This window comes from Micromonospora sp. CNZ295, assembly GCF_004217535.1.
Genome location: NZ_SHKZ01000001.1, coordinates 3,456,098 through 3,475,000, shown reverse-complemented (window position 1 = coordinate 3,475,000; position 18,903 = coordinate 3,456,098). Strand labels below are relative to the sequence as shown.

The 18,903-nt window shown below is 75.4% G+C and carries 17 protein-coding genes; 8 read left to right on the top strand and 9 right to left on the bottom strand.

The annotated features are described in order from the left end of the window. Positions 1–161: 161 nt before the first annotated feature. Positions 162–1,448: a tyrosine--tRNA ligase gene (gene tyrS / locus EV376_RS16375; RefSeq protein ID WP_130328691.1), complete on the bottom strand. Its 1,287-nt coding sequence runs from the start codon at positions 1,446–1,448 to the stop codon at positions 162–164. A 93-nt stretch (positions 1,449–1,541) separates the two neighbouring features. On the opposite strand from tyrS, the gene EV376_RS16370 reads away from it, so the two are divergent. Then, positions 1,542–1,931: a PaaI family thioesterase gene (locus EV376_RS16370; protein ID WP_130324215.1), complete on the top strand. Its 390-nt coding sequence runs from the start codon at positions 1,542–1,544 to the stop codon at positions 1,929–1,931. A 123-nt stretch (positions 1,932–2,054) separates the two neighbouring features. Here the strand turns inward: EV376_RS16370 and EV376_RS16365 are convergent, their stop codons facing one another. The 3 genes from EV376_RS16365 to EV376_RS16355 all read right to left on the bottom strand — a co-directional run bounded on the left by EV376_RS16365 (position 2,055) and on the right by EV376_RS16355 (position 4,596). Then, a complete protein-coding gene (locus EV376_RS16365; protein WP_130324213.1) occupies positions 2,055–3,353 on the bottom strand; it encodes a hemolysin family protein in 1,299 nt (432 codons plus the stop codon). A gap of 95 nt (positions 3,354–3,448) precedes the next feature. Continuing rightward, positions 3,449–4,072, bottom strand: coding sequence for a hypothetical protein (locus EV376_RS16360; RefSeq protein WP_130324211.1), 624 nt, complete (start codon positions 4,070–4,072; stop codon positions 3,449–3,451). After that, the gene (locus tag EV376_RS16355; RefSeq protein ID WP_130324209.1) at positions 4,069–4,596 is read right to left on the bottom strand and encodes a GNAT family N-acetyltransferase; all 528 of its coding nucleotides are present in this window, start codon (positions 4,594–4,596) and stop codon (positions 4,069–4,071) included. Before EV376_RS16355 ends, EV376_RS16360 begins: the two co-directional genes overlap by 4 nt. A 177-nt stretch (positions 4,597–4,773) precedes the next feature. Between EV376_RS16355 and ppdK the strand changes: the two genes are divergently transcribed. The 3 genes from ppdK (at position 4,774) to EV376_RS16340 (ending at position 8,370) form a co-directional block, all read left to right on the top strand. Next, complete coding sequence (gene ppdK / locus EV376_RS16350) at positions 4,774–7,434, top strand: pyruvate, phosphate dikinase (RefSeq protein ID WP_130324207.1); 2,661 nt, start codon at positions 4,774–4,776, stop codon at positions 7,432–7,434. Positions 7,435–7,448: 14 nt separating this feature from the next. Beyond that, positions 7,449–7,895, top strand: a complete 447-nt coding sequence (locus EV376_RS16345) for a hypothetical protein (protein WP_130324205.1) — start codon at positions 7,449–7,451, stop codon at positions 7,893–7,895. Between the two features lie 238 nt (positions 7,896–8,133). Then, the gene (locus EV376_RS16340) at positions 8,134–8,370 is read left to right on the top strand and encodes a hypothetical protein (protein WP_130324203.1); all 237 of its coding nucleotides are present in this window, start codon (positions 8,134–8,136) and stop codon (positions 8,368–8,370) included. A 40-nt stretch (positions 8,371–8,410) separates the two neighbouring features. On the opposite strand, the gene EV376_RS16335 is transcribed toward EV376_RS16340, so the two are convergent. Continuing rightward, entirely contained in the window at positions 8,411–8,887 is a 477-nt protein-coding gene (locus EV376_RS16335; protein ID WP_130324201.1) for a cyclic nucleotide-binding domain-containing protein, read from the bottom strand. Between the two features lie 190 nt (positions 8,888–9,077). Between EV376_RS16335 and EV376_RS16330 the strand changes: the two genes are divergently transcribed. The 3 genes from EV376_RS16330 to EV376_RS16320 all read left to right on the top strand — a co-directional run bounded on the left by EV376_RS16330 (position 9,078) and on the right by EV376_RS16320 (position 13,640). Beyond that, positions 9,078–11,636, top strand: coding sequence for a cation-translocating P-type ATPase (locus tag EV376_RS16330; RefSeq protein ID WP_486482653.1), 2,559 nt, complete (start codon positions 9,078–9,080; stop codon positions 11,634–11,636). A gap of 142 nt (positions 11,637–11,778) precedes the next feature. Continuing rightward, entirely contained in the window at positions 11,779–12,669 is an 891-nt protein-coding gene (locus EV376_RS16325; protein ID WP_130324199.1) for a universal stress protein, read from the top strand. A gap of 131 nt (positions 12,670–12,800) precedes the next feature. Next, entirely contained in the window at positions 12,801–13,640 is an 840-nt protein-coding gene (locus EV376_RS16320; RefSeq protein ID WP_130324197.1) for a universal stress protein, read from the top strand. Positions 13,641–13,678: 38 nt separating this feature from the next. Here the strand turns inward: EV376_RS16320 and EV376_RS16315 are convergent, their stop codons facing one another. Both EV376_RS16315 and EV376_RS16310 read right to left on the bottom strand, forming a co-directional pair. Then, positions 13,679–14,305: an FMN reductase gene (locus EV376_RS16315; protein ID WP_130324195.1), complete on the bottom strand. Its 627-nt coding sequence runs from the start codon at positions 14,303–14,305 to the stop codon at positions 13,679–13,681. After that, complete coding sequence (locus EV376_RS16310) at positions 14,302–15,441, bottom strand: LLM class flavin-dependent oxidoreductase (protein WP_130324193.1); 1,140 nt, start codon at positions 15,439–15,441, stop codon at positions 14,302–14,304. The genes EV376_RS16315 and EV376_RS16310 overlap by 4 nt, the downstream gene beginning before the upstream one ends. 128 nt (positions 15,442–15,569) lie before the next feature. On the opposite strand from EV376_RS16310, the gene EV376_RS16305 reads away from it, so the two are divergent. Further along, positions 15,570–16,883 carry a TIGR04013 family B12-binding domain/radical SAM domain-containing protein gene (locus EV376_RS16305; RefSeq protein ID WP_486482652.1) on the top strand — a complete coding sequence of 438 codons (1,314 nt, stop codon included), beginning with the start codon at positions 15,570–15,572 and terminating at the stop codon, positions 16,881–16,883. A gap of 74 nt (positions 16,884–16,957) precedes the next feature. Here the strand turns inward: EV376_RS16305 and ptsP are convergent, their stop codons facing one another. Then, positions 16,958–18,619 (bottom strand): phosphoenolpyruvate--protein phosphotransferase, encoded by a 1,662-nt coding sequence (gene ptsP, locus EV376_RS16300; protein ID WP_130324189.1) that lies wholly within the window; start codon positions 18,617–18,619, stop codon positions 16,958–16,960. After that, a complete protein-coding gene (locus EV376_RS16295) occupies positions 18,612–18,893 on the bottom strand; it encodes an HPr family phosphocarrier protein (RefSeq protein ID WP_130324187.1) in 282 nt (93 codons plus the stop codon). The genes ptsP and EV376_RS16295 overlap by 8 nt, the downstream gene beginning before the upstream one ends. Positions 18,894–18,903: the final 10 nt, after the last annotated feature.

Genomic DNA, 18,903 nt, shown 5'->3' with positions numbered 1-18,903 from the left:
GAGGGTCAACCCGTCCGACCCGGAGGTCATTCCCGCGCTCCGGCCGTCAGGACTTTCGCCCTTTTTCGTCCGTTCCGCGCTGGCAGAGAGAAAGCTACGCGTCCGGCGGAGTGATCGTCAAATCCGCCGGACGCGTCCCCGGTCACACTCTCGACGCACGCCTATCTGCGCAGCTCGACGCCCGCGAACGCCCGCTTCCCGCGGCGCAGCACCAGGTATCGGCCGTGCAGCAGGTCCTCCGGAGTGACCACGGCGTCGGCCGACGTCACCCGGTTGTTGTTGACGTAGGCGCCGCCCTCGGCGATGACCCGCCGGGCTTCCTTGTTGCTCGGCACCAGGCCCGACTCCTTCAGCAGCCCGGCCACGTCGGGCAGCTCGTCGAGGTGGACCAGCCCGGCCTCGGTGAGGGCCGCCCGCAGGGTCGCCGGCGAGAGCTCGTCCAGCGCACCCCGGCCGAAGAGGGCCTGGCTGGCGGCGACCGCCTGGGCCATCTCCCGCTCGCCGTGCACCAGCGCGGTCAGCTCCTCGGCGAGGGCCCGCTGCGCCGCCCGGGCGGCCGGCCGCTCGGCGGTCTCCTTCTCGAGAGCCTCCAGCTCCTCCCGGGAGCGGAAGCTGAAGTAGCGCAGGTACCGGCTCACGTCCCGGTCGTCGACGTTGACCCAGAACTGGTAGAACGCGTACGGGCTGGTCAGCTCCGGGTCCAGCCAGATCGAGCCGCCCTCGGTCTTGCCGAACTTGGTGCCGTCCGACTTGGTGACCAGGGGCGTCGTGAACGCCTCGACCGGCCCGCCGCCGCGACGGCGGATGTAGTCGACGCCGGCCGTGATGTTGCCCCACTGGTCCGAGCCGCCGAACTGGAGCCGGCAGCCGTGCCGGCGGTGCAGCTCGAAGAAGTCGTGGGACTGCAACAGCTGGTAGCTGAACTCGGTGAAGCTGATGCCGCTCTCCAGTCGGGCCTTGACGACCTCCCGGGCCAGCATCTTGTTGACCGGGAAGTGCTTGCCCACGTCACGCAGGAACTCGACCACCGACATCTCGGCCGTCCAGTCCAGGTTGTTGACCAGCTGCGCCGCGTTGACCCCCTCGTACGACACGAAGGGCGCGAGCTGATCCCGGATCCGCTCGACCCAGCCGGCGACCACCTCGGGCGGGTTGAGGGTGCGCTCGGCGCTCTCCTTCGGGTCGCCGATCTGACCGGTCGCGCCGCCCACCAGCAGCAGCGGCCGGTGCCCGGCGAGCTGCAGCCGCCGGGCGGTGGCGACCTGCATGAGGTGGCCGACGTGCAGGCTCGGCGCGGTCGGGTCGAAGCCCACATAGAACGCCGCCCCGGGGCCGTCGAGCAGCGCGCGCAGCTCGTCGAGGCCGGTGGAGTCCTGGATCAGGCCACGCCACCGCAGGTCGTCGAAGAGTGATTCCCGCCCGGACGGCGGGAGGCTGGTGTCGGTCACGGTCACCGATTCTCCCCCATGACCGGCCGGGAGCCGTACCGGGTTTGCCAGGCCGATACGCTGGCCGCCTGCCGACCGACGAGGGGGAGAGACGTGGACGAGCCGGACCTGACGGGTGGCTTCGTGGCGCTGCTGGGCCTGAAGTTCGACGAGGCGAGCGCGGACCGGGTGGTCATCCGCTGGCAGGTCCGCCCGGAGCTGCACCAGCCGTTCGGCATCCAGCACGGCGGCGTCTACTGCTCCGTGGTCGAGACGGCGGCCAGCGTCGGCGGCGCGCTGTGGCTCGCCGACCGGGGCCAGGTCGTCGGCGTGTCCAACCAGACCGACTTCCTACGGGCGGTCCGCGAGGGTGAGCTGACGGCCGTCGGCACACCGGTGCACCGGGGGCGCAGCCAGCAGCTGTGGCAGGTGGAGATCACCGACGCCGACGACCGCCTGGTCGCGCGCGGCCAGGTCCGCCTGCAGAACCTCAGCACCGCCTGACGCCGGGTCCGCCGGGGCGTCCCGGCCGTCCCGCGCCGACGGGCGACCGTACGGGTGCGGGTCCGATGTCATGGCGGGCCCTCCGGTGCAACCAGGCGTCAACCCGCGGTCCCTTCCTCGCCGTCAATGCGCCCGGGCGGGTTCCTCGTCGTGGGCCGCCCGGCGTACCCGTACCTGGGTGATGGCCCGGTGCTCGATGCGGAGCACCACCAGCTCCCACCCGTCGACCGTCACGCTCTCGCCGGCCACGGTCGGGATGTGACCGAGGCCGGCGAGCACCAGGCCGGCCACCGTGGTGTAGTCGCCCCCGGGCCGGGCGGGCAGCTCGACGCCGACGTCGGGCAGGTCGTGCACCGGGAACGTGCCGGGCAGCAGCATCGATCCGTCCGGCTCGGCGCGGACCGCGTGGCCGTCGCGGTCGGTCTCGTCGTAGATCTCGCCGACGATCTCCTCGAGGATGTCCTCCAGGGTGACGATCCCGTCGACCGCACCGCGCTCGTCGACCACCAGGGCGATGTGCTGGCGCTCGGCCTTGAACTGGCGCAGCGCGTCCACCACCGGCAGCGAGTCGGGCAGGAGCATCGGCGGCCGGGCGATGTCGTCGACCGGCCGGTCGTCGGGCACCCCGACCAGGTCGCGCAGGTGGATCACGCCGACCGCGTCGTCCAGGCCGCCGTGCCGGACCACCGGCGCGCGGGAGTGGCCGGTGGCGGCGAGCACCAGCCGGGCGGCCTCCGCGGTGGTGCCGCTGTCCAGGGTGAAGACCTGCAACCGGGGTACGAGCACGGCCTTGAGCTGCCGGTCGGCGATCTCCACCGCTCCGGCGATGATCATTCGCTGTTCCTTGGTGAAGCCGTGGTTGCCCGCCACGATGTCGCGCAGCTCGTCCGGGCCGATCTCGTCCGGCTCGCGCTTCGGGTCGAGGCCGACCAGGCGGACCACGACGTCGGTGGTGACGCCGAGCGCCCAGACCGCCGGGCGGGTGAGGCCCGCCAGCACGTCCAGCGGGCGGGCCACCAGCAGCGCCCAGCGCTCGGCGGTCTGCATGGCGATGCGTTTCGGAGCCAGCTCGCCGAAGACCAGGGTGACGAAGGTCAGGGCCAGGGTGACCAGCACGATGGCGACCGTCTCGGCGGCCCCGCCCAGCGGCGCCAGCAGCGGCACCAGCGGCCGGGCCAGGGCGACGGCCGCGGCAGCCGAGGCCAGGAACCCGGCCAGGGTGATGCCGATCTGGATCGTGGCGAGGAACCGGTTCGGGTCCCGGGCGAGGCGGGCGAGGGTGCGCCCGCCTCGCCCGGTGCGTTCCAGCCGCTGGATCTGGCTGTCCCGCAGCGACACCAGCGCCATCTCGCTGCCCGCGAAGAGCGCGTTCAGGACGACCAGGACTCCCACCAGGGCCAGTTGGCTCCCGTAGCTCTGCACGCCCGGTACTCCTCATCCCGTCCGCCGCCCGCACCGCCGGGCGGGGCCCGCCGGCGTACGCGCATCTGTGCCCCGCGGACGGGGAAGGGAATCCTCTACCCGGCGGCTGGGAGATCCAGCACGTACGCGTCGCCTTCCCGGCGGAAGCCGAGCCGGTGGTAGTAGGGGGCGACCATGCCCGGCGGGCTGACCACCCGCCGGAAGCCCCGCTCGGTGAACAGCCGGCTGCGCCGGTACACGAACTCGCCCGGGGTGAAGTCGCGGAACCGCCGGGTCACGTAGTCGAGGTCGACCTGGGCCACCCCGCCGGGCTCGGCGTGCGACAGCACCACCCCGACCACCTCGTCGGCCTTCATCACCAGGAACGCCGACCGCTCCCCGTCGGTGCGCCAGCTGAACCCGGGGTTGAAGCGGGCGATGTCGGCCGCGTGCACCCGCAGCGTGTGGGCCAGAAACTGGTCGTCGACGCCGACCTCGACCACGTCGTAGGTCGCCTCGTCGTGCCGGGTGGCCAGCATGCCGCGCAGATACCACACGTTGATGCCCGCCAGCACCACGTTCAGGCCGACCATCGGCCACACCTGCACCGCCGCGTTGTAGCCGATCAGGACCAGGCAGCCGATCAGGTTCAGCGCGCGCAGCCGGAGGATGCGGGTCTGCAGCAGCGACCAGACCAGCACCGCGGAGCCGGTCCAGCCGATCAGTTCGAGCCAGTTCACCCCGCGAGGGTAGTGCCCGCCCTGGTCAGGCCGGTGCCGGGGCCCGGACCGGACAACTCGAGAATCCACTCCTCGACCTCGGCGCCGCGCCCGTGCGCGTACCCCCGGTCCTCACCGGTCACGACGAAGCCGCACTTGCGGAGCACGGCGAGCGAGGCGCGGTTGTCCTTCGCGACGCGCGCGTGCACCGGCCTGAGCGGCACCTCGCCGAGCAGGGCGGCGAGCGCCGCGGTCGCGTACCCACGGCCCCAGCGGCGCGGATCGATCCAGTAGCTGACCTCGGTGCGCCCGTCGACCGGGAAGGCGTTCACGTGGCCGACCACCTCGCCGCCGGCGAGCACGGTGCGCGACACCACGGCCCGGTCCGCCCGGACCCGGCGCCAGTGGGCCTCGAACGCGGCGCGGTCGGCCGGGTCCTTCGGTCCGAACGCCGCCATCCAGTTGGCCTCGGCGTCCAGCTGGTGGGCGAAGAACAGCGGCAGGTCGTCGTCGAGGACGGGGCGCAGGCTCAGGTCGTCAGTCATCGACGTCGAGGATAGGACGTGCCACCGACACGCCGGTCGATCCGGCCCGAACCGGCAAGGCCGGATCGGGACCTCTGGCCCGGACCGGGTCCCGTCCGGCCCTGCCGGAGCCCTCGCGCGCGGGGCTACCAACGAAGGGGGACGACGCCCCGCGGGTGACGGAGGAGGCCGGCAGCCATGACCAGATACGTCTACGACTTCATCGAGGGCAACCGGAACCGGGCGGATCTGCTCGGCGGCAAGGGCGCAAACCTGGCCGAGATGACCCGCCTCGGGCTGCCGGTGCCACCCGGTTTCACGGTGAGCACCGACGCGTGCCGGGCCTACCTTGCCGACGGCCGGCCGCCGGTCGGCCTGTTCGACGAGGTCAACGCGCACCTGCGGGCGATCGAGGTACGGCTGGACCGGCAGCTCGGTGACCCGCACGACCCGCTGCTGCTGGCGGTCCGCTCCGGCGGCCGGTACTCGATGCCCGGCATGATGGAGACGATCCTCGACATCGGCCTCAACGACGCCACGGTGGCCGGGCTGGCCGCGCGTACCGGCGACGAGCGGTTCGCCTGGGACTCGTACCGGCGGTTGATCCAGATGTTCGGGCGGACCGTGCACGGCGTGCCGGCCGAGGACTTCGAGCGGGAGCTGGCGGCGGTCCGCGCGGCGGCCGGGCCGGCCGGGCCGGACGCGGCGGCGCTGCGCGCGCTGGTCGACACCTACCAGAAGGTGTACGCCGCGCACGTCGGACACGACTTCCCACAGGCCCCGCACGAGCAGCTCTACCTGGCCATCCGCGCCGTCTTCGAGTCGTGGAACGCCGAGCGCGCGGTGCTCTACCGCCGGCGCGAGCACATCCCGGACGACCTGGGCACCGCGGTCAACGTGATGGCGATGGTCTTCGGCAACCTGGGCCCGGACTCGGGCACCGGGGTGGCGTTCACCCGCGACCCGGCCACCGGGGAGCCCGGCGTGTACGGCGACTACCTGGCCGACGCGCAGGGCGAGGACGTGGTGGCCGGCATCCGCAACACCGTGCCCCTGGCCGAGCTGGAACGGATCGACCCGACGAGCTTCGCCGAACTGATGCGGATCATGGGCGTCCTGGAGCGGCACTACCGCGACCTGTGCGACGTCGAGTTCACCATCGAGCGCGGCCGGCTGTGGATGTTGCAGACCCGGGTCGGCAAGCGCACCCCGGGCGCCGGGTTCGCCATCGCCGCCCAGCTCGTCGACGAGGGGCTGATCACACTCGACGAGGCGCTGCACCGGGTCGACGGCGGGCAGCTCGCCCAGCTGATGTTCCCGGCGTTCGACACCGCGGCGGCGCCGCCGCCGCTCACCACCGGTGTCGCCGCCTCCCCCGGCGCCGCCGTCGGCGCGATCGTGTTCGACTCGGCGGCGGCCGTCGCCGCGGACCGACCGGTGATCCTGGTCCGGCAGGAGACCAACCCGGACGACCTGCCCGGCATGATCGCCGCGACGGGGGTGCTCACCGCGCGCGGCGGCAAGACGTCGCACGCCGCCGTGGTGGCCCGCGGGATGGGCCGGACCTGCGTCTGCGGCGCCGAGGAGCTACGGATCGACGCGGAGCGCGGCGAGGTCGCCGTCGGCGACCGGGTGCTCCGGGCCGGCGACGTGATCTCCATCGACGGCAGCACCGGTGCGGTGTACCCGGGCGCGGTGCCCGTCGCGCCCTCCCCCGTCGCCCGCTACCTCGCCGGCGAGCTGGCCCCGGAGTCGGACCGGCTGGTCGCCGCCGTGGACCGGCTGCTGCGGCACGCCGACTCGGTCCGCGGGCTGGGTGTGCGCGCCAACGCCGACACGGCCGCCGACGCCCGCCGGGCCCGCGCGTACGGCGCGGCCGGGATCGGGCTGTGCCGCACCGAGCACATGTTCCTCGGTGAGCGCCGGGAACTGGTGGAGCGGCTGATCCTCGCCGACGACCCGGCGACCCGCGCCGCGACCCTGGCGGCGCTGCTGCCCGTGCAGCGGGCCGACTTCGTCGAGATCCTGGCCGCGATGGACGGGCTGCCGGTGACCGTGCGGCTGCTCGACCCGCCGCTGCACGAGTTCCTGCCCCCGCTCCACGAGCTGACCGCCCGGGTGGCCCGCGCCGAGGCGACGGGCGGGAACCCGGGCCGGGACGCGGTCCTGCTGGCCGCCGTCCGGCGGATGCACGAGGCGAACCCGATGCTGGGACTGCGCGGGGTACGGCTCGGCCTGGTCGTTCCCGGCCTGTTCGCCATGCAGGTCCGGGCCCTCGCCGAGGCGGCGGCGCAGCGGGTCCGGGCCGGCGGCGACCCGCGACCGGAGATCATGGTGCCGCTGGTCGGCGACGTCCGCGAGCTGGCCGCCGTCCGCGCCGAGATCGAGGAGGTCCTCGCCGGCGTGCCGGGCGTCCCGCCGATCCCGGTCGGCACGATGATCGAGACGCCCCGAGCGGCGCTGACCGCCGGGCCGCTCGCGGCCGAGGCGCACTTCTTCTCCTTCGGCACGAACGACCTGACCCAGACCACCTGGGCGTTCTCGCGCGACGACGTGGAGGCGTCGTTCATCGGGGCGTACCTGGAGCGCGGCATCCTGACCGTCTCCCCGTTCGAGACGGTCGACACCGCCGGGGTGGGCCGGCTGGTCCGGCTCGCCGTGGCCGAGGGGCGGGCCGCCCGCCCGGACCTCACCGTCGGGGTGTGCGGCGAGCACGGCGGCGACCCGGCGTCGATCAGCTTCTTCGCCGACGCCGGCCTGGACTACGTCTCCTGCTCGCCGTACCGGGTGCCGATCGCCCGGCTGGCCGCCGGCCGGGCCGCCGTCGACCCGACCGGCGCCGCGTCCGACACCCGTTGAGAGGGGTGGCTGCCATGACCGCGATCCTCAATCCCACCGGACCCGCGCCGTTCACCCCGCCGCTCCCGCGCCCGGCAGCCGCCGCGGCGGAGGGCCCGGCGGCCGGCGTACCGGTCGGTCCGGTCCTCCACCTGCCGGGCGAGCCGGCGGCGGCCCTGGTGCCGGTGACCCGCGACGGCCGCCCGGTCGGGGCGTTCGTCCTCTCCGGCGGGCGGGTGCGGTACCGGCCGGTGCTCGACCCGGACCGGCTACTCGCCGCGACCGCCGGCGTGGTCGCACTCGGCCTGGTCGCGGCCGGCACCGCGGCGGCGCTGCGGCGCCGGCCCCCGGCGATCGGCACGGTGACGATGGGCCCCGGCGGCTGGGTCAGCCTCAAGGGCCTGCCGCTGCCGCCGCCACGGGCACCGCGGCCCTGGTGGGCACGGCTGCTGCGGGCCCGCCGCCTGGTGGTCCAGCACTGACCGACACGCGGGTGCCGCGCTCTCCCCCCTGCGCGACGCCCGCCACCGGCCGCGTCCCCCCGCGGCCCACCGCCCCGGTCGGGGCGCGGACGAGGTCCCCCCTGCCGTCCGCGCCCGCCGGGGCGGCCGGTTGGCAGAACCGGCCCGTGGTCGACACCTCGGGTCGTACCAGGGGCCCGGCCAGGCCCGAGACCTCGGTAAGGGCGCGCGCGGAGTCCGGCGCCGCGAGAATGACCGGATGGCGACGGGAGTTCGACTCAGGTTGGCGCGCGTGCTCGGTGCCGGCGCGGGCGGGGCGGGGGCGGGCGGCGCGGCGGCCCTCGGCGCGCTCGCGGTGGGAGCGGTGGCCGTCGGCGCCCTCGCGCTCGGCGCGGTGGCGATCGGGCGGCTCACGATCCGGCGGGCGGTGCTGCGCGAGCTGCGGATCGGTCGGCTGGAGGTCGACGAGCTGGTGGTGCGGTCGCGGGACGGCTGAGCGACGGCCCCCGCGCCGGACGCCGCCCGCGCCGCGCCGGTCAGCCGGCCGACGGCAGCTCGGTCGGGTAGCCGTACAGGTCGAGCAGGCGGCCCCGGGCCGCCTGGAGTCGGTCCACCACCACGGCCATGAACCGGGTGGTCAGCTCCTTGCCGAGGGCGTCATCGGTCTCGATCAGCCGGCGGACGGCCGCGGCGGTGAACTCCACCGCCGTGGTGCGCTGGACCGCCGCCGCGCCGAACTGCCAGCGGTACGGCGGAAAGAGCCACGACCAGCCGAGGACTCCTCCCGCGCCGATCGACTCGATCCCGATGTCGCCCCGGCCGGGCACGGCGACGTCCAGCAGCACCTCGCCGCCGCGGACCAGCCAGAACCGCTCCGCCGGCCGCCCGGCCCGGAACAGCCGTTGGCCGGGGTGCCACACGACCGGGCGCGCGTACGCGGCCAGGCGGGACAGCGACGACTCGGGCATCTCGGCGAGGAACGGGTGTGCGCGTAGCACGTCGAGTGTGGTCATGGCCGGCACCCCTCCTGACCCGGGTACGAAGCTCCACCGTCAGTTCACCGCCGCAGAACCGGTCGCGGCAGGGCCGTTGGTCCCGGATCGCGCGGGAGATCCGCCCCTGCCCCTACCGGGCGGGACGGCGCAGGCTGGACGTGGGACGGCGGGCCGGCGGGGCGCGCCGCGGCAGGACACGGAGGCCACGGTGGCCGCGGGCGTACGCACGATGACCGAACTCGCCACGGCGCCGGCGCCGCCGGCCGGCCTGACCTCGGCGCAGGCCGCCGCCCGGCGGCGCGCCGACGGGCCCAACGCGGCGGTCGCGCCGCCCCGCCGGCACCTCGCCGTCCGCGTGCTGCGCCAGCTCGCCGATCCCCTCGTCGCGCTGCTGCTGGCCGCGGCAGTGGTCACCACGGTGCTGCGCGACTACCCCGACACCGCCGTGATCCTGCTGGTCGTGCTGGTCAACACCGCGATCGGCGTGGCCCAGGAGGTCCGCGCCGACCGTGCCATCGCGGCCCTCGACCGGCTCGCCGCGCCGACCGCCCGGGTGGTGCGGGACGGTCACGACCTCGTCCTGCCCGCCACCGAGGTCGTGGTGGGCGACCTGGTCCGGATCGAGGCCGGCGACGTCGTCCCCGCCGACGTGCTGCTCACCGACACCGCCCGACTCACCCTGGACGAGTCGGCGCTCACCGGTGAGTCGGTGCCGGTCAGCCGCGACGCCGGCGAGGAGGCCAGCGCCGGCACGGTCGTCACCACCGGCCGCGGCACGGGCACGGTGGCGCGTACCGGCGCCGCCAGCGCCCTCGGCCGGATCACCGAGCTGGTGGCCGCGACGCGGCCGGCCGCCACCCCGCTGCAACGGCGGCTGGCCGCGCTCGGCCGAATCCTCGGCCTGGCCGCCGTGGTGCTCTCCGGCCTGGTCTTCGCCGTCGGTGTGCTCGGCGGCCGGCCGCTGGTGGACATGGCGGTCACGGCGGTCAGCCTGGTGGTGGCGGCGGTGCCGGAGTCGCTGCCGGCCGTGGTGACGCTCGCCCTCGCGCTCGGCGCCCGCCGGATGGCCGGTGCCCGGGCCATCCCCCGCCGGCTGCACGCCGTGGAGACGCTCGGCTCGGTCACCGTCATCGCCGCCGACAAGACCGGGACCCTCACCGAGGGGCGGATGGCCGTGCAGCACGCCGTCACCGCCGACGGCTCCCGCTACCGGGTCACCGGCACCGGGTACGCGCCGCACGGCGCGGTGCACCACCGGGGCGAGCCGGTGCCCGTACCGGACGAGCTGCGCCGCCTGGCCCGGGCCGGGCTGCTCTGCAACGACGCGACCCTGGCCCCGCCCGCCGGCGAACGGCCGGAGTGGACGGCGGTCGGCGACCCCCTCGAAGCGGCGCTGGTGGCGTTCGCCGCCCGCTGCCGCCTGGACCCGGACGCCACCCGCGCCGCCTGGCCGCGGATCGCCGAAGCCCCGTTCGACCAGGACCTGCGCCGGATGACCACGGTCCACCGCTCCTGCGACGGCCGGCACCTGGTGGTCTGCAAGGGCGCGCCGGAGAGCGTGCTGGCCCGCCCTGTGCTCGACGCCACCGACGCGGAGATCGCCGGGCTGACCGCCGCCGCGCAGCGGCTCGCCGCGGAGGGGTTGCGGGTGCTCGCGGTCGCCTCCGCCCTCCTCGACGCGCCGCCGGACGACCCGGCCCGGCCGACCGGGCTGCTGCCGGCCGGCCTGGTCGCGGTCGGCGACCCGCTGCGCGCGCGGGCCGCGGACATCGCCGGGGACCTCGACGCCGCCGGCGTACGCCTCGTGCTCGTCACCGGGGACCACCCGGCCACCGCCGCGGCGATCGGCGGTCAGCTCGGGCTGTGGCGGGACGGCGACCCGCTCGCCCGCGGCGACGACGGCGACCTGGCCGGCGCGCACCCGGACACCCGGGTGTACGCGCGGACCCAGCCGGACCAGAAGCTCGACATCATCGCCGGCCTGCAGGCCCGCGGCCACGTGGTGGCGATGACCGGCGACGGCGTCAACGACGCGCCGGCGCTGCGCCGCGCCGACATCGGCGTGGCGATGGGTGGCGGCACCGAGGTGGCCCGCCAGGCCGCCGACCTGGTGCTCGTCGACGACGACCTGGCCACGGTGGCCACCGCGATCGGTGAGGGCCGCCGCATCTACGACAACATCCGCCGGTTCCTGCGGTACGCGCTCTCCGGCGGGGTCGCCGAGATCGCCGTGATGCTGCTCGGGCCGCTGTTCGGGCTGGCGGTGCCACTGCTGCCGGCCCAGATCCTCTGGATCAACCTGCTCACCCACGGCGTGCCCGGGGTGGCCCTCGGGGCCGAGCCGGCCGAGCCCGGCACGCTGCGCCGGGCCCCGCGCTCCCCCACGGAGTCGGTGCTCGGCGCCGGGCTCGGTCGCGACGTGCTGGTCGGTGGCGCTGTGATCGCCGCCGTGGTGCTCGGCGCCGGCGTGGCCGCCGCGTGGGCCGGCCGGCCCTGGCAGTCGGTGGTGTTCGTGGTGCTCGGCCTGGCCCAGCTCGGCGTGGCGCTCGCCGTCCGCGCGCCCCGCCCGCCCGGCGCCCGGCACGGCAACCTCGCCCTGCCGGTCGCGGTGGCCGTCTCCGCGCTGCTGCAGGTCGCCGGTGTGCTGCTGCCGCCGCTGCGCGGTCTGCTCGGCACCGAGCCGCTGGGCGCCGTGGAGCTGCTCGCCTGCGCCGCGGTCAGCGTCCTGCCGGGTCTGGTCCTGCGGCTGACCCGGGGTTCCCGCTGACCCGGCCGGGGCGCTGCGCCGGTGCCGCCGCCCGCCCGGGCCGTTGGGCCCGGGACAAACGGCCCGGTATGCCCGGGACGGGGGCCTCTGACCCGGAAGCCGGTCGATCGGGCAGGCTGTAGGTGAGCCGAAGGAGGACGTGATGACGATCAACACCGGTGCCCCGGTCGTGGTGGGCGTGGACGGTTCCGCCGCGGCCCTGGAGGCGGTCCGGGTGGCGGCGCGGGAGGCGGAGTACCGGCAGCGTCCGCTGCGGGTGGTGCACGCCTTCATCTGGCCGTTGACCGGCGCCCCGCTCGGCCCGGCGCCCGGTGCCCCGGCCACCGCCGGCCTGCGCGGCCAGGCCGAGCAGTACGTCGCCGAGGCGGTCGAGCAGGCCCGCAAGGTGGCCCCCGACGTGCGGACCACCGGGGTCGTGACCGACGGCGCGGCGACTCCGGTGCTGCTGGCCGAGTCCCGCGAGGCGGCGCTGATGGTGCTCGGCCACCGGGGCCTGGGCGGCTTCGCCGGGCTGCTGCTCGGATCGGTCACCGTGCAGGTCTCCTCCCGGGCGGAGTGCCCGGTGCTGGTGGTCCGGGGCGAGCCGCGCGCCGACGGCCCGATCGTGGTCGGCGTGGACGGCTCGGAGCTGTCCAACGAGGCGGTCGCGTTCGCGTTCGAGGAGGCGGCCCGCCGGGAGGTTCCGCTGGTGGCGGTGCACGCCTGGCTCTACCCGACGCCGGTCGGCCCGGGCGAGATCCTGCCCCTGGTGTACGACCTGGACGCCTTCGAGGCGGAGGAGGAGCTGACACTCGCCGAGTCGCTCGCCGGGTTCGCCGAGCGGTACCCGCAGGTGCCGGTGCGGCGCCGCCTGGTACGCGGCTCCGCGGCCGGGGTGCTGGTGGAGGAGTCGAAGACCGCCCAGCTGGTGGTCGTCGGCGCCCGGGGACGCGGCGCCCTCGGCGGCCTGCTGCTCGGTTCGGTCAGCCACGCCGTCCTGCACCACGCGCACAGCCCGCTGGTCATCGTGCGGCAGGCCCGCACCGACACGTGATCGCGCCGTCGCGCCGGGGCCGACGCGACACCGCGCCCGAGGCCCTCGTCGGGCGACGATTGCGCCCCGGCCAGCCGACCGGGGCCGGCCCGGGAGACAATGATCCGACCGAGTCCGGAAGGCAGCAGCTGATGAACCGACCCGTCGTGGTGGGAGTGGACGGATCACCGTCGAGCCTGGTGGCGGCCGACCACGCCGCCCGCGCCGCCGTGCTCCGGTCGCGGCCGCTGCACCTCGTGCACGGCTACCTGCACCCGCTGGGCTACGGCGTGCCGATCAACCCGTACGAGCTGGGCATCCCCGAGCCCAGCGACGAGGCGGAGAAGATGCTGCGGCGCACGGCCGCCGACCTGGTCGGCCGGTGGCCGGGGCTGACGGTGGAGGCGCGGCAGGTCGCCGGCGGGCCGGGCGCCACCCTGGTCGAGGAGTCCCGCCGGGCGGAGCTGGTCGTGGTGGGCAGCCGGGGCCACGGCGGTTTCGCCGGGCTGCTGCTCGGCTCGGTCGGTACGCAGATCACGACACACGCCCACTGCCCGGTGCTGGTGGTGCGCCCGGCCGAGGAGCCGATCCCGGTCGAGGGGCCGGTCCTGGTCGGCGTCGACGGCTCGGAGGCGGCGGAGCTGGCCGTCGGGCAGGCCGCCGACGAGGCCGCCCGCCGGGAGGCCGAGCTGGTATTGGTGCACGTCCGCCCGCCCGGTGCGGACGCCGCCGCGGCGGCGGAGCTGCTCGACACCGCCACCGCGGCCGCCGGCGGCAGCCACCCCGGGCTGACCGTGACGCCCCGCGAGCTGCACGCCGACAAGCCCGAGACGGCGCTGATCGACGCGAGCCGCGACGCCGCGCTGGTGGTCGTCGGCAGCCGCGGGCGGGGCGGGTTCACCGGGATGCTGCTCGGCTCGGTCAGCCAGTCCCTGGTGCAGCACGCCCACTGCCCGGTGCTCGTGGCCCACCCGTACGGCCACGCCCGCTGATCGACCCGACCGGTCGCGCGGGGCTCCACGCGGGCCGGTCAGGAGTCCCGCAGGCCGCCGAGGAGGTCCTCGAAGCTGCCGTTGAGCGCGAACGGATCGGCCGGTCCGGTCGACGTCGGACGCCGGCGCACCTGCTCGGCCAGCTCGGCGCCGGCCCGCTCGATGCGCCGCCGCAGGGCGCCGTCGGCCGTGCCGCCGGACCAGTCCTCGGGTGCGGCGAACACGGCCGTGGGCACCACGACCGCCCGCAGGTACGCGAACATCGGACGCAGCGCGTGCTCCAGGGCGAGCGAGTGCCGCGCCGTGCCGCCGGTGGCGGCGACCAGCACCGGCCGGTCGCTGAGCGCGTCCGCCTCGACCAGGTCGAAGAACGACTTGAACAGCCCGTTGTACGACGCGTTGAAGATCGGCGTCACGGCGATCAGCCCGTCCGCGCCGGTCACCGTGTCCAGCACCTCGCGCAGGGCCGGCGACGGAAAGCCGGTGAGCAGGTGGTTGACGATGTCGTGGGCGTGCTCGCGCAGCTCGACCTGCCGTACCTCGACGGTCTCGCCCTGCCGGCCCAGCTCGTCGCGGGTGGCCGCGGCGAGCTGGTCGGCGAGCAGCCGGGTCGACGACGGCTGGCTGAGGCCGGCCGAGACGACGGCGATGGTGCGTCTGCTCATCGTGCGGCCTCCGGGGCGCGACCGGTGACGTCGTCGACGGCGTGGAGGGTGCCGTCCGTGCCGCCGCCCGCGACGGCGACCAGCGAGGCGTGCGTGGGCGCGTCCGGCACGTGCGCCGGTCGCACCGACTCGAACTCCTTGCGCAGCACCGGCACGACCTCCGCGCCGAGGATGTCGAGCTGCTCCAGGACGGTCTTCAGCGGCAGGCCGGCATGGTCGATCAGGAACAGCTGCCGCTGGTAGTCGCCGACGTAGTCGCGGAAGGTCAGCGTCCGGTCGATGACCTGCTGCGGGCTGCCGACGGTCAGCGGGGTCTGCGCCGTGAACTCCTCCAGCGACGGCCCGTGCCCGTAGACCGGGGCGTTGTCGAAGTACGGGCGGAACTCGCGGACCGCGTCCTGCGAGTTCTTGCGCATGAACACCTGCCCGCCGAGGCCCACGATGGCCTGGTCGGCGGAGCCGTGGCCGTAGTGCTCGAACCGCTGCCGGTACAGCCCCACCATCCGCTGGGTGTGCTCCTTGGGCCAGAAGATGTGGTTGGCGAAGAAGCCGTCGCCGTAGTAGGCGGCCTGCTCGGCGATCTGCGGGCTGCGGATCGACCCGTGCCAGACGAACGGCGGCACGCCGTCGAGCGGGCGCGGGGTCGACGTGAACGACTGCAGCGGCGTCCGGAACTTCCCGGACCAGTCCACCACGTCCTCGCGCCACAGCCGGCGCAGCAGGTCGTAGTTCTCGATGGTCAGCGGGATCCCGTTGCGGATGTCCTGACCGAACCACGGGTACACCGGGCCGGTGTTGCCACGGCCCAGCATCAGGTCCACCCGGCCGTCCGCGAGATGCTGGAGCATCGCGTAGTCCTCAGCGATCTTCACCGGGTCGTTGGTGGTGATCAGCGTGGTCGCGGTGGACAGCAGCAGCCGCTCGGTCCGGGCCGCGATGTAGCCCAGCATGGTGGTGGGCGACGACGGCACGAACGGCGGGTTGTGGTGCTCGCCGGTGGCGAAGACGTCGAGCCCGACCTCCTCGGCCTTCAGGGCGATCGTGACCATCGCCTTGATGCGCTCCCGCTCCGTCGGTTCCCGACCGTTGGTCGGGTCGACCGTGACGTCACCGACGGTGAAGATCCCGAACTGCATGACCCGCTCCTCGTGGTACGGCCGGGGCCTCGATGATCCCGGACGCCTCCCACAACATATTTGACGAGTCAACTATTCCGTTGGCGGGTGATCGCCCCGTGTCCCGGATCACTGACACAATCGCCCGCGTGGATGCCCCCGACCTGGTGCTGGTGCTGCGCTACCGCAAGGCCGCGACCTACGGCCTGCACGTCCTGCTGGGCGCGCTGGAGCAGCACGAGACCGCAACCCGCTACGAGGTGCGCTTCGGGGAGACCCCGGCGGCGACCGCGGCGCACATCCGGGCGGCGGCCGGCGCCGCGACCCGGGTGCTGGTGCTCTGGTCGTTCTACTCGCCCGACGCCGAGGCGCTGGCCCGGGAGCTGGCCGACATCCGCGCACAGGCCGACGCGGCCAACGTGATCCACGTCGCCGGTGGCGTGCACGCCACCGCCGAGCCGGTCCAGACGCTCGACGCCGGCTGGGACGTGGCCGCCGTCGGGGAGGGCGAGAGCACCCTGCTGCGCCTGGTGGACTCCGTCGGCGACCCGGCCGGTATCCCCGGTCTCGCGTACCGGGACGCCGGCGGCGCCATCGTGCGGACCGGCCGCCCGCAGCGGCGGCCGCTCGACGACTTCCGGGGCTTCTCGCTGCGCTGGGACCGCTTCAACGCGCTGGAGATCACCCGCGGCTGCGTCTTCTCCTGCCGGTTCTGCCAGACGCCGTTCATGTTCTCGGCGAGGTTCCGGCACCGCAGCGTCGCCAACGTCCGCTGGCACGTCGACCAGATGCGGCGGCGAGGGCTGCGCGACGTCCGGTTCATCACCCCGACCGCGCTGTCCTACGGCAGCGCGGACGACGAGCCGAACCTCGCCGCCGTCGAGGAGCTGCTCGCCTCGTGCAAGGAGGGGATCGGCCCCGGGGGGCGGGTGTTCTTCGGGTCGTTCCCCAGCGAGATCCGGCCGGAACACGTGTCCCGAGAGGCGCTGCGGCTGGTCAAGCGGTACTGCGCCAACAACAACATCATCGTGGGTGCGCAGTCCGGCTCGGACCGGATCCTCGACGCCGCCAAGCGGGGACACGGCGTCGAGGAGGTGCGGCGGGCCGTCCGCCTCGGCGTCGAGGAGGGATTCCGGATCAACGTCGACATGATCTTCGGAATGCCGGGCGAGAACCGGGCCGACGTCGAGGCGTCGCTCGGCCTCGCCCGCGAGCTGGCCGACCTCGGCGCCCGCATCCACGCCCACACCTTCATGCCGCTGCCGGGCACGCCGTGGCGGGACGCACCGCCCGGCGACGTGGCACCGGAGACGATCAGCGAGGTGGACCGGTTGTCCCGCCGCGGCGCCCTGTACGGGCACTGGCAGCGGCAACGTGACCACGCCGCCCGGCTCGCCGCGGCCGCCGAGGCGTACCCCCGGCCGGGGCGCAGCCGCACCATCCTCCCCGTCACCGAGGGCTGAGCCGCCCCGCGGCAGCGACCGAGCGGGGACGGCGTCGACCGCCCCCGACGTGGCGGCGCCAGGCGGCGGTCCGGTCAGTCCGGCACCGGCCGCGCCTCCCGCCGGACGGTCGAACGCGCCTGCCCGGCGTCCGCCGCGGCGAGCGCGAGCGTGGCCAGTCGCTCGCAGTCGGCGAGGGTGTGCGCGGCCAGCGCCGCCCGCACGGGCGGCAGCGACCGCGGCGACATCGACAAGCTGGTCACGCCGAGACCGGCGAGTACCACCGCGAGCAGGGGGTCGGCGGCCGCCTCCCCGCAGACACCGACCGGTTTGCCCGCCGTCCGGCCGGCGGCCGCGCAGCCGGCGACCAGCTCCAGCAGCGCCGGCTGCCAGGGATCGAGCAGCTCGGCGAGGTCGCCGCACTGCCGGTCGGCGGCGAAGGCGTACTGGCTGAGATCGTTGGTGCCCACGCTGAGGAAGTCGACCTCGTCGAGCAGGCGCGGGGCGCGCAGCGCCGCCGCCGGCACCTCCACCATGACGCCCGCGCTGTCGAGGCCGGCAGCACGCACGGCCGCGGCGAACTCGCGGGCCTCCGCCACCGTGGCCACCATCGGCGCCATCACCCGCACGTCCGCGCCGGTACGCCGGGCCGCCAGCTCGATCGCGTGCAGCTGGGCTCGCAGCACCTCGGGTCGACGGCGGGCGATCCGCAGGCCGCGTACGCCCAGGGCCGGGTTGGGCTCGCCGGACTGCTCCAGGAACGGCAACGGCTTGTCGGCGCCCGCGTCCAGCGTCCGGATCACCACCGGCCGGCCGTCCATCGCCGCGAAGACCGCCGCGTACGCCCGGCTCTGCTCGTCGATGCCGGGTGCCGTGCTCCGGTCGAGGAACAGCAACTCCGTGCGGAAGAGCCCGACGCCCTCGGCGCCCTCGTCGTCGCGCAGCTGGGCCGCCGAGCCGATGTTGACGAGCAGCCGCACCGCGTGTCCGTCGGCGGTGCGGCCCGGTCCTCGGCTCGCCCCCGCCCGGCGGCGCCGGGCCGCCGCCGCGGCCCGGGTCCCGGCGACCACGGCCTCGTCGGCGCCCGTCAGCACCTCGCCGGACGCGCCGTCCACCCGGACCATCGTGCCCTCGGGGACGCTGAGCGTCCCGGCGCAGGACACCACGGCGGGCAGCCCGAGCGACCGGGCCAGGATGGCGGTGTGGCTGGTCGGCCCGCCCACCTCGGTGACCAGGGCGAGCACCAGCTCGGGATCGAGGTCGGCGGTGTCGGCGGGGGCGAGGTCGCGGGCGGCCAGCACGTACGGGTGACCCGGCGTGGGGACGCCCGGCATCGGCCGCCCGAGGCTCGCGGCGACGGCGCGGTCGCGGATGTCGTCGAGGTCGGTGACCCGCTCGGCGAGGTAGCCGCCGGCGGCCAGGAACGCCCGGCGGTGTTCGGCGAACGCCTCGGCGATCGCGTGCGGCGCGTCCCGGCCGGACCGCACGGCCTCGGTGACCGCGTCGTGGAGGACGGGATCCTCGGCGATCATCGCCTGGGCCCGGAGGATCTCGGTCGCCTCGGGCCGGCGCGCCGCGGCGGCGCGCCGGCGCAGCTCGGCGACGACGGCGGCCAGGGCCGCGTCGGCCCGGGCCAGCTCCGCCTCGACGTCGGCGACGGCGGCCGGCTCCGGCAGCCGGGGCGCCGGTGCCACCCGCAGCAGCGGGCCGGCCGCCAGCCCGGGACTGACCCCGATGCCGGTCAGCCGCTCAGGCATCGGCCGGCTCCTCGTCGAGGTCGCGGACCAGCAGGTCGGCGAGGGTCTGCAGGGCGGCCTCCGCGCCCTCGCCCTCGGCGGAGAGGATCACCTCGGTGCCGTGGGTGGCGCCCAGGGACAGGACGGAGAGCATGCTGCGGGCGGGGACCGGCCGGCCGCCCGGCAGCCGGATGCTGACGGCGACGGGCTGGGCGTTGGCCGCCTGGACGAAGAGGGCGGCGGGGCGGGCGTGCAGCCCGCTGGTCGACCCGACGGCGACGGTACGTTCGGGCATGGCGACTCCT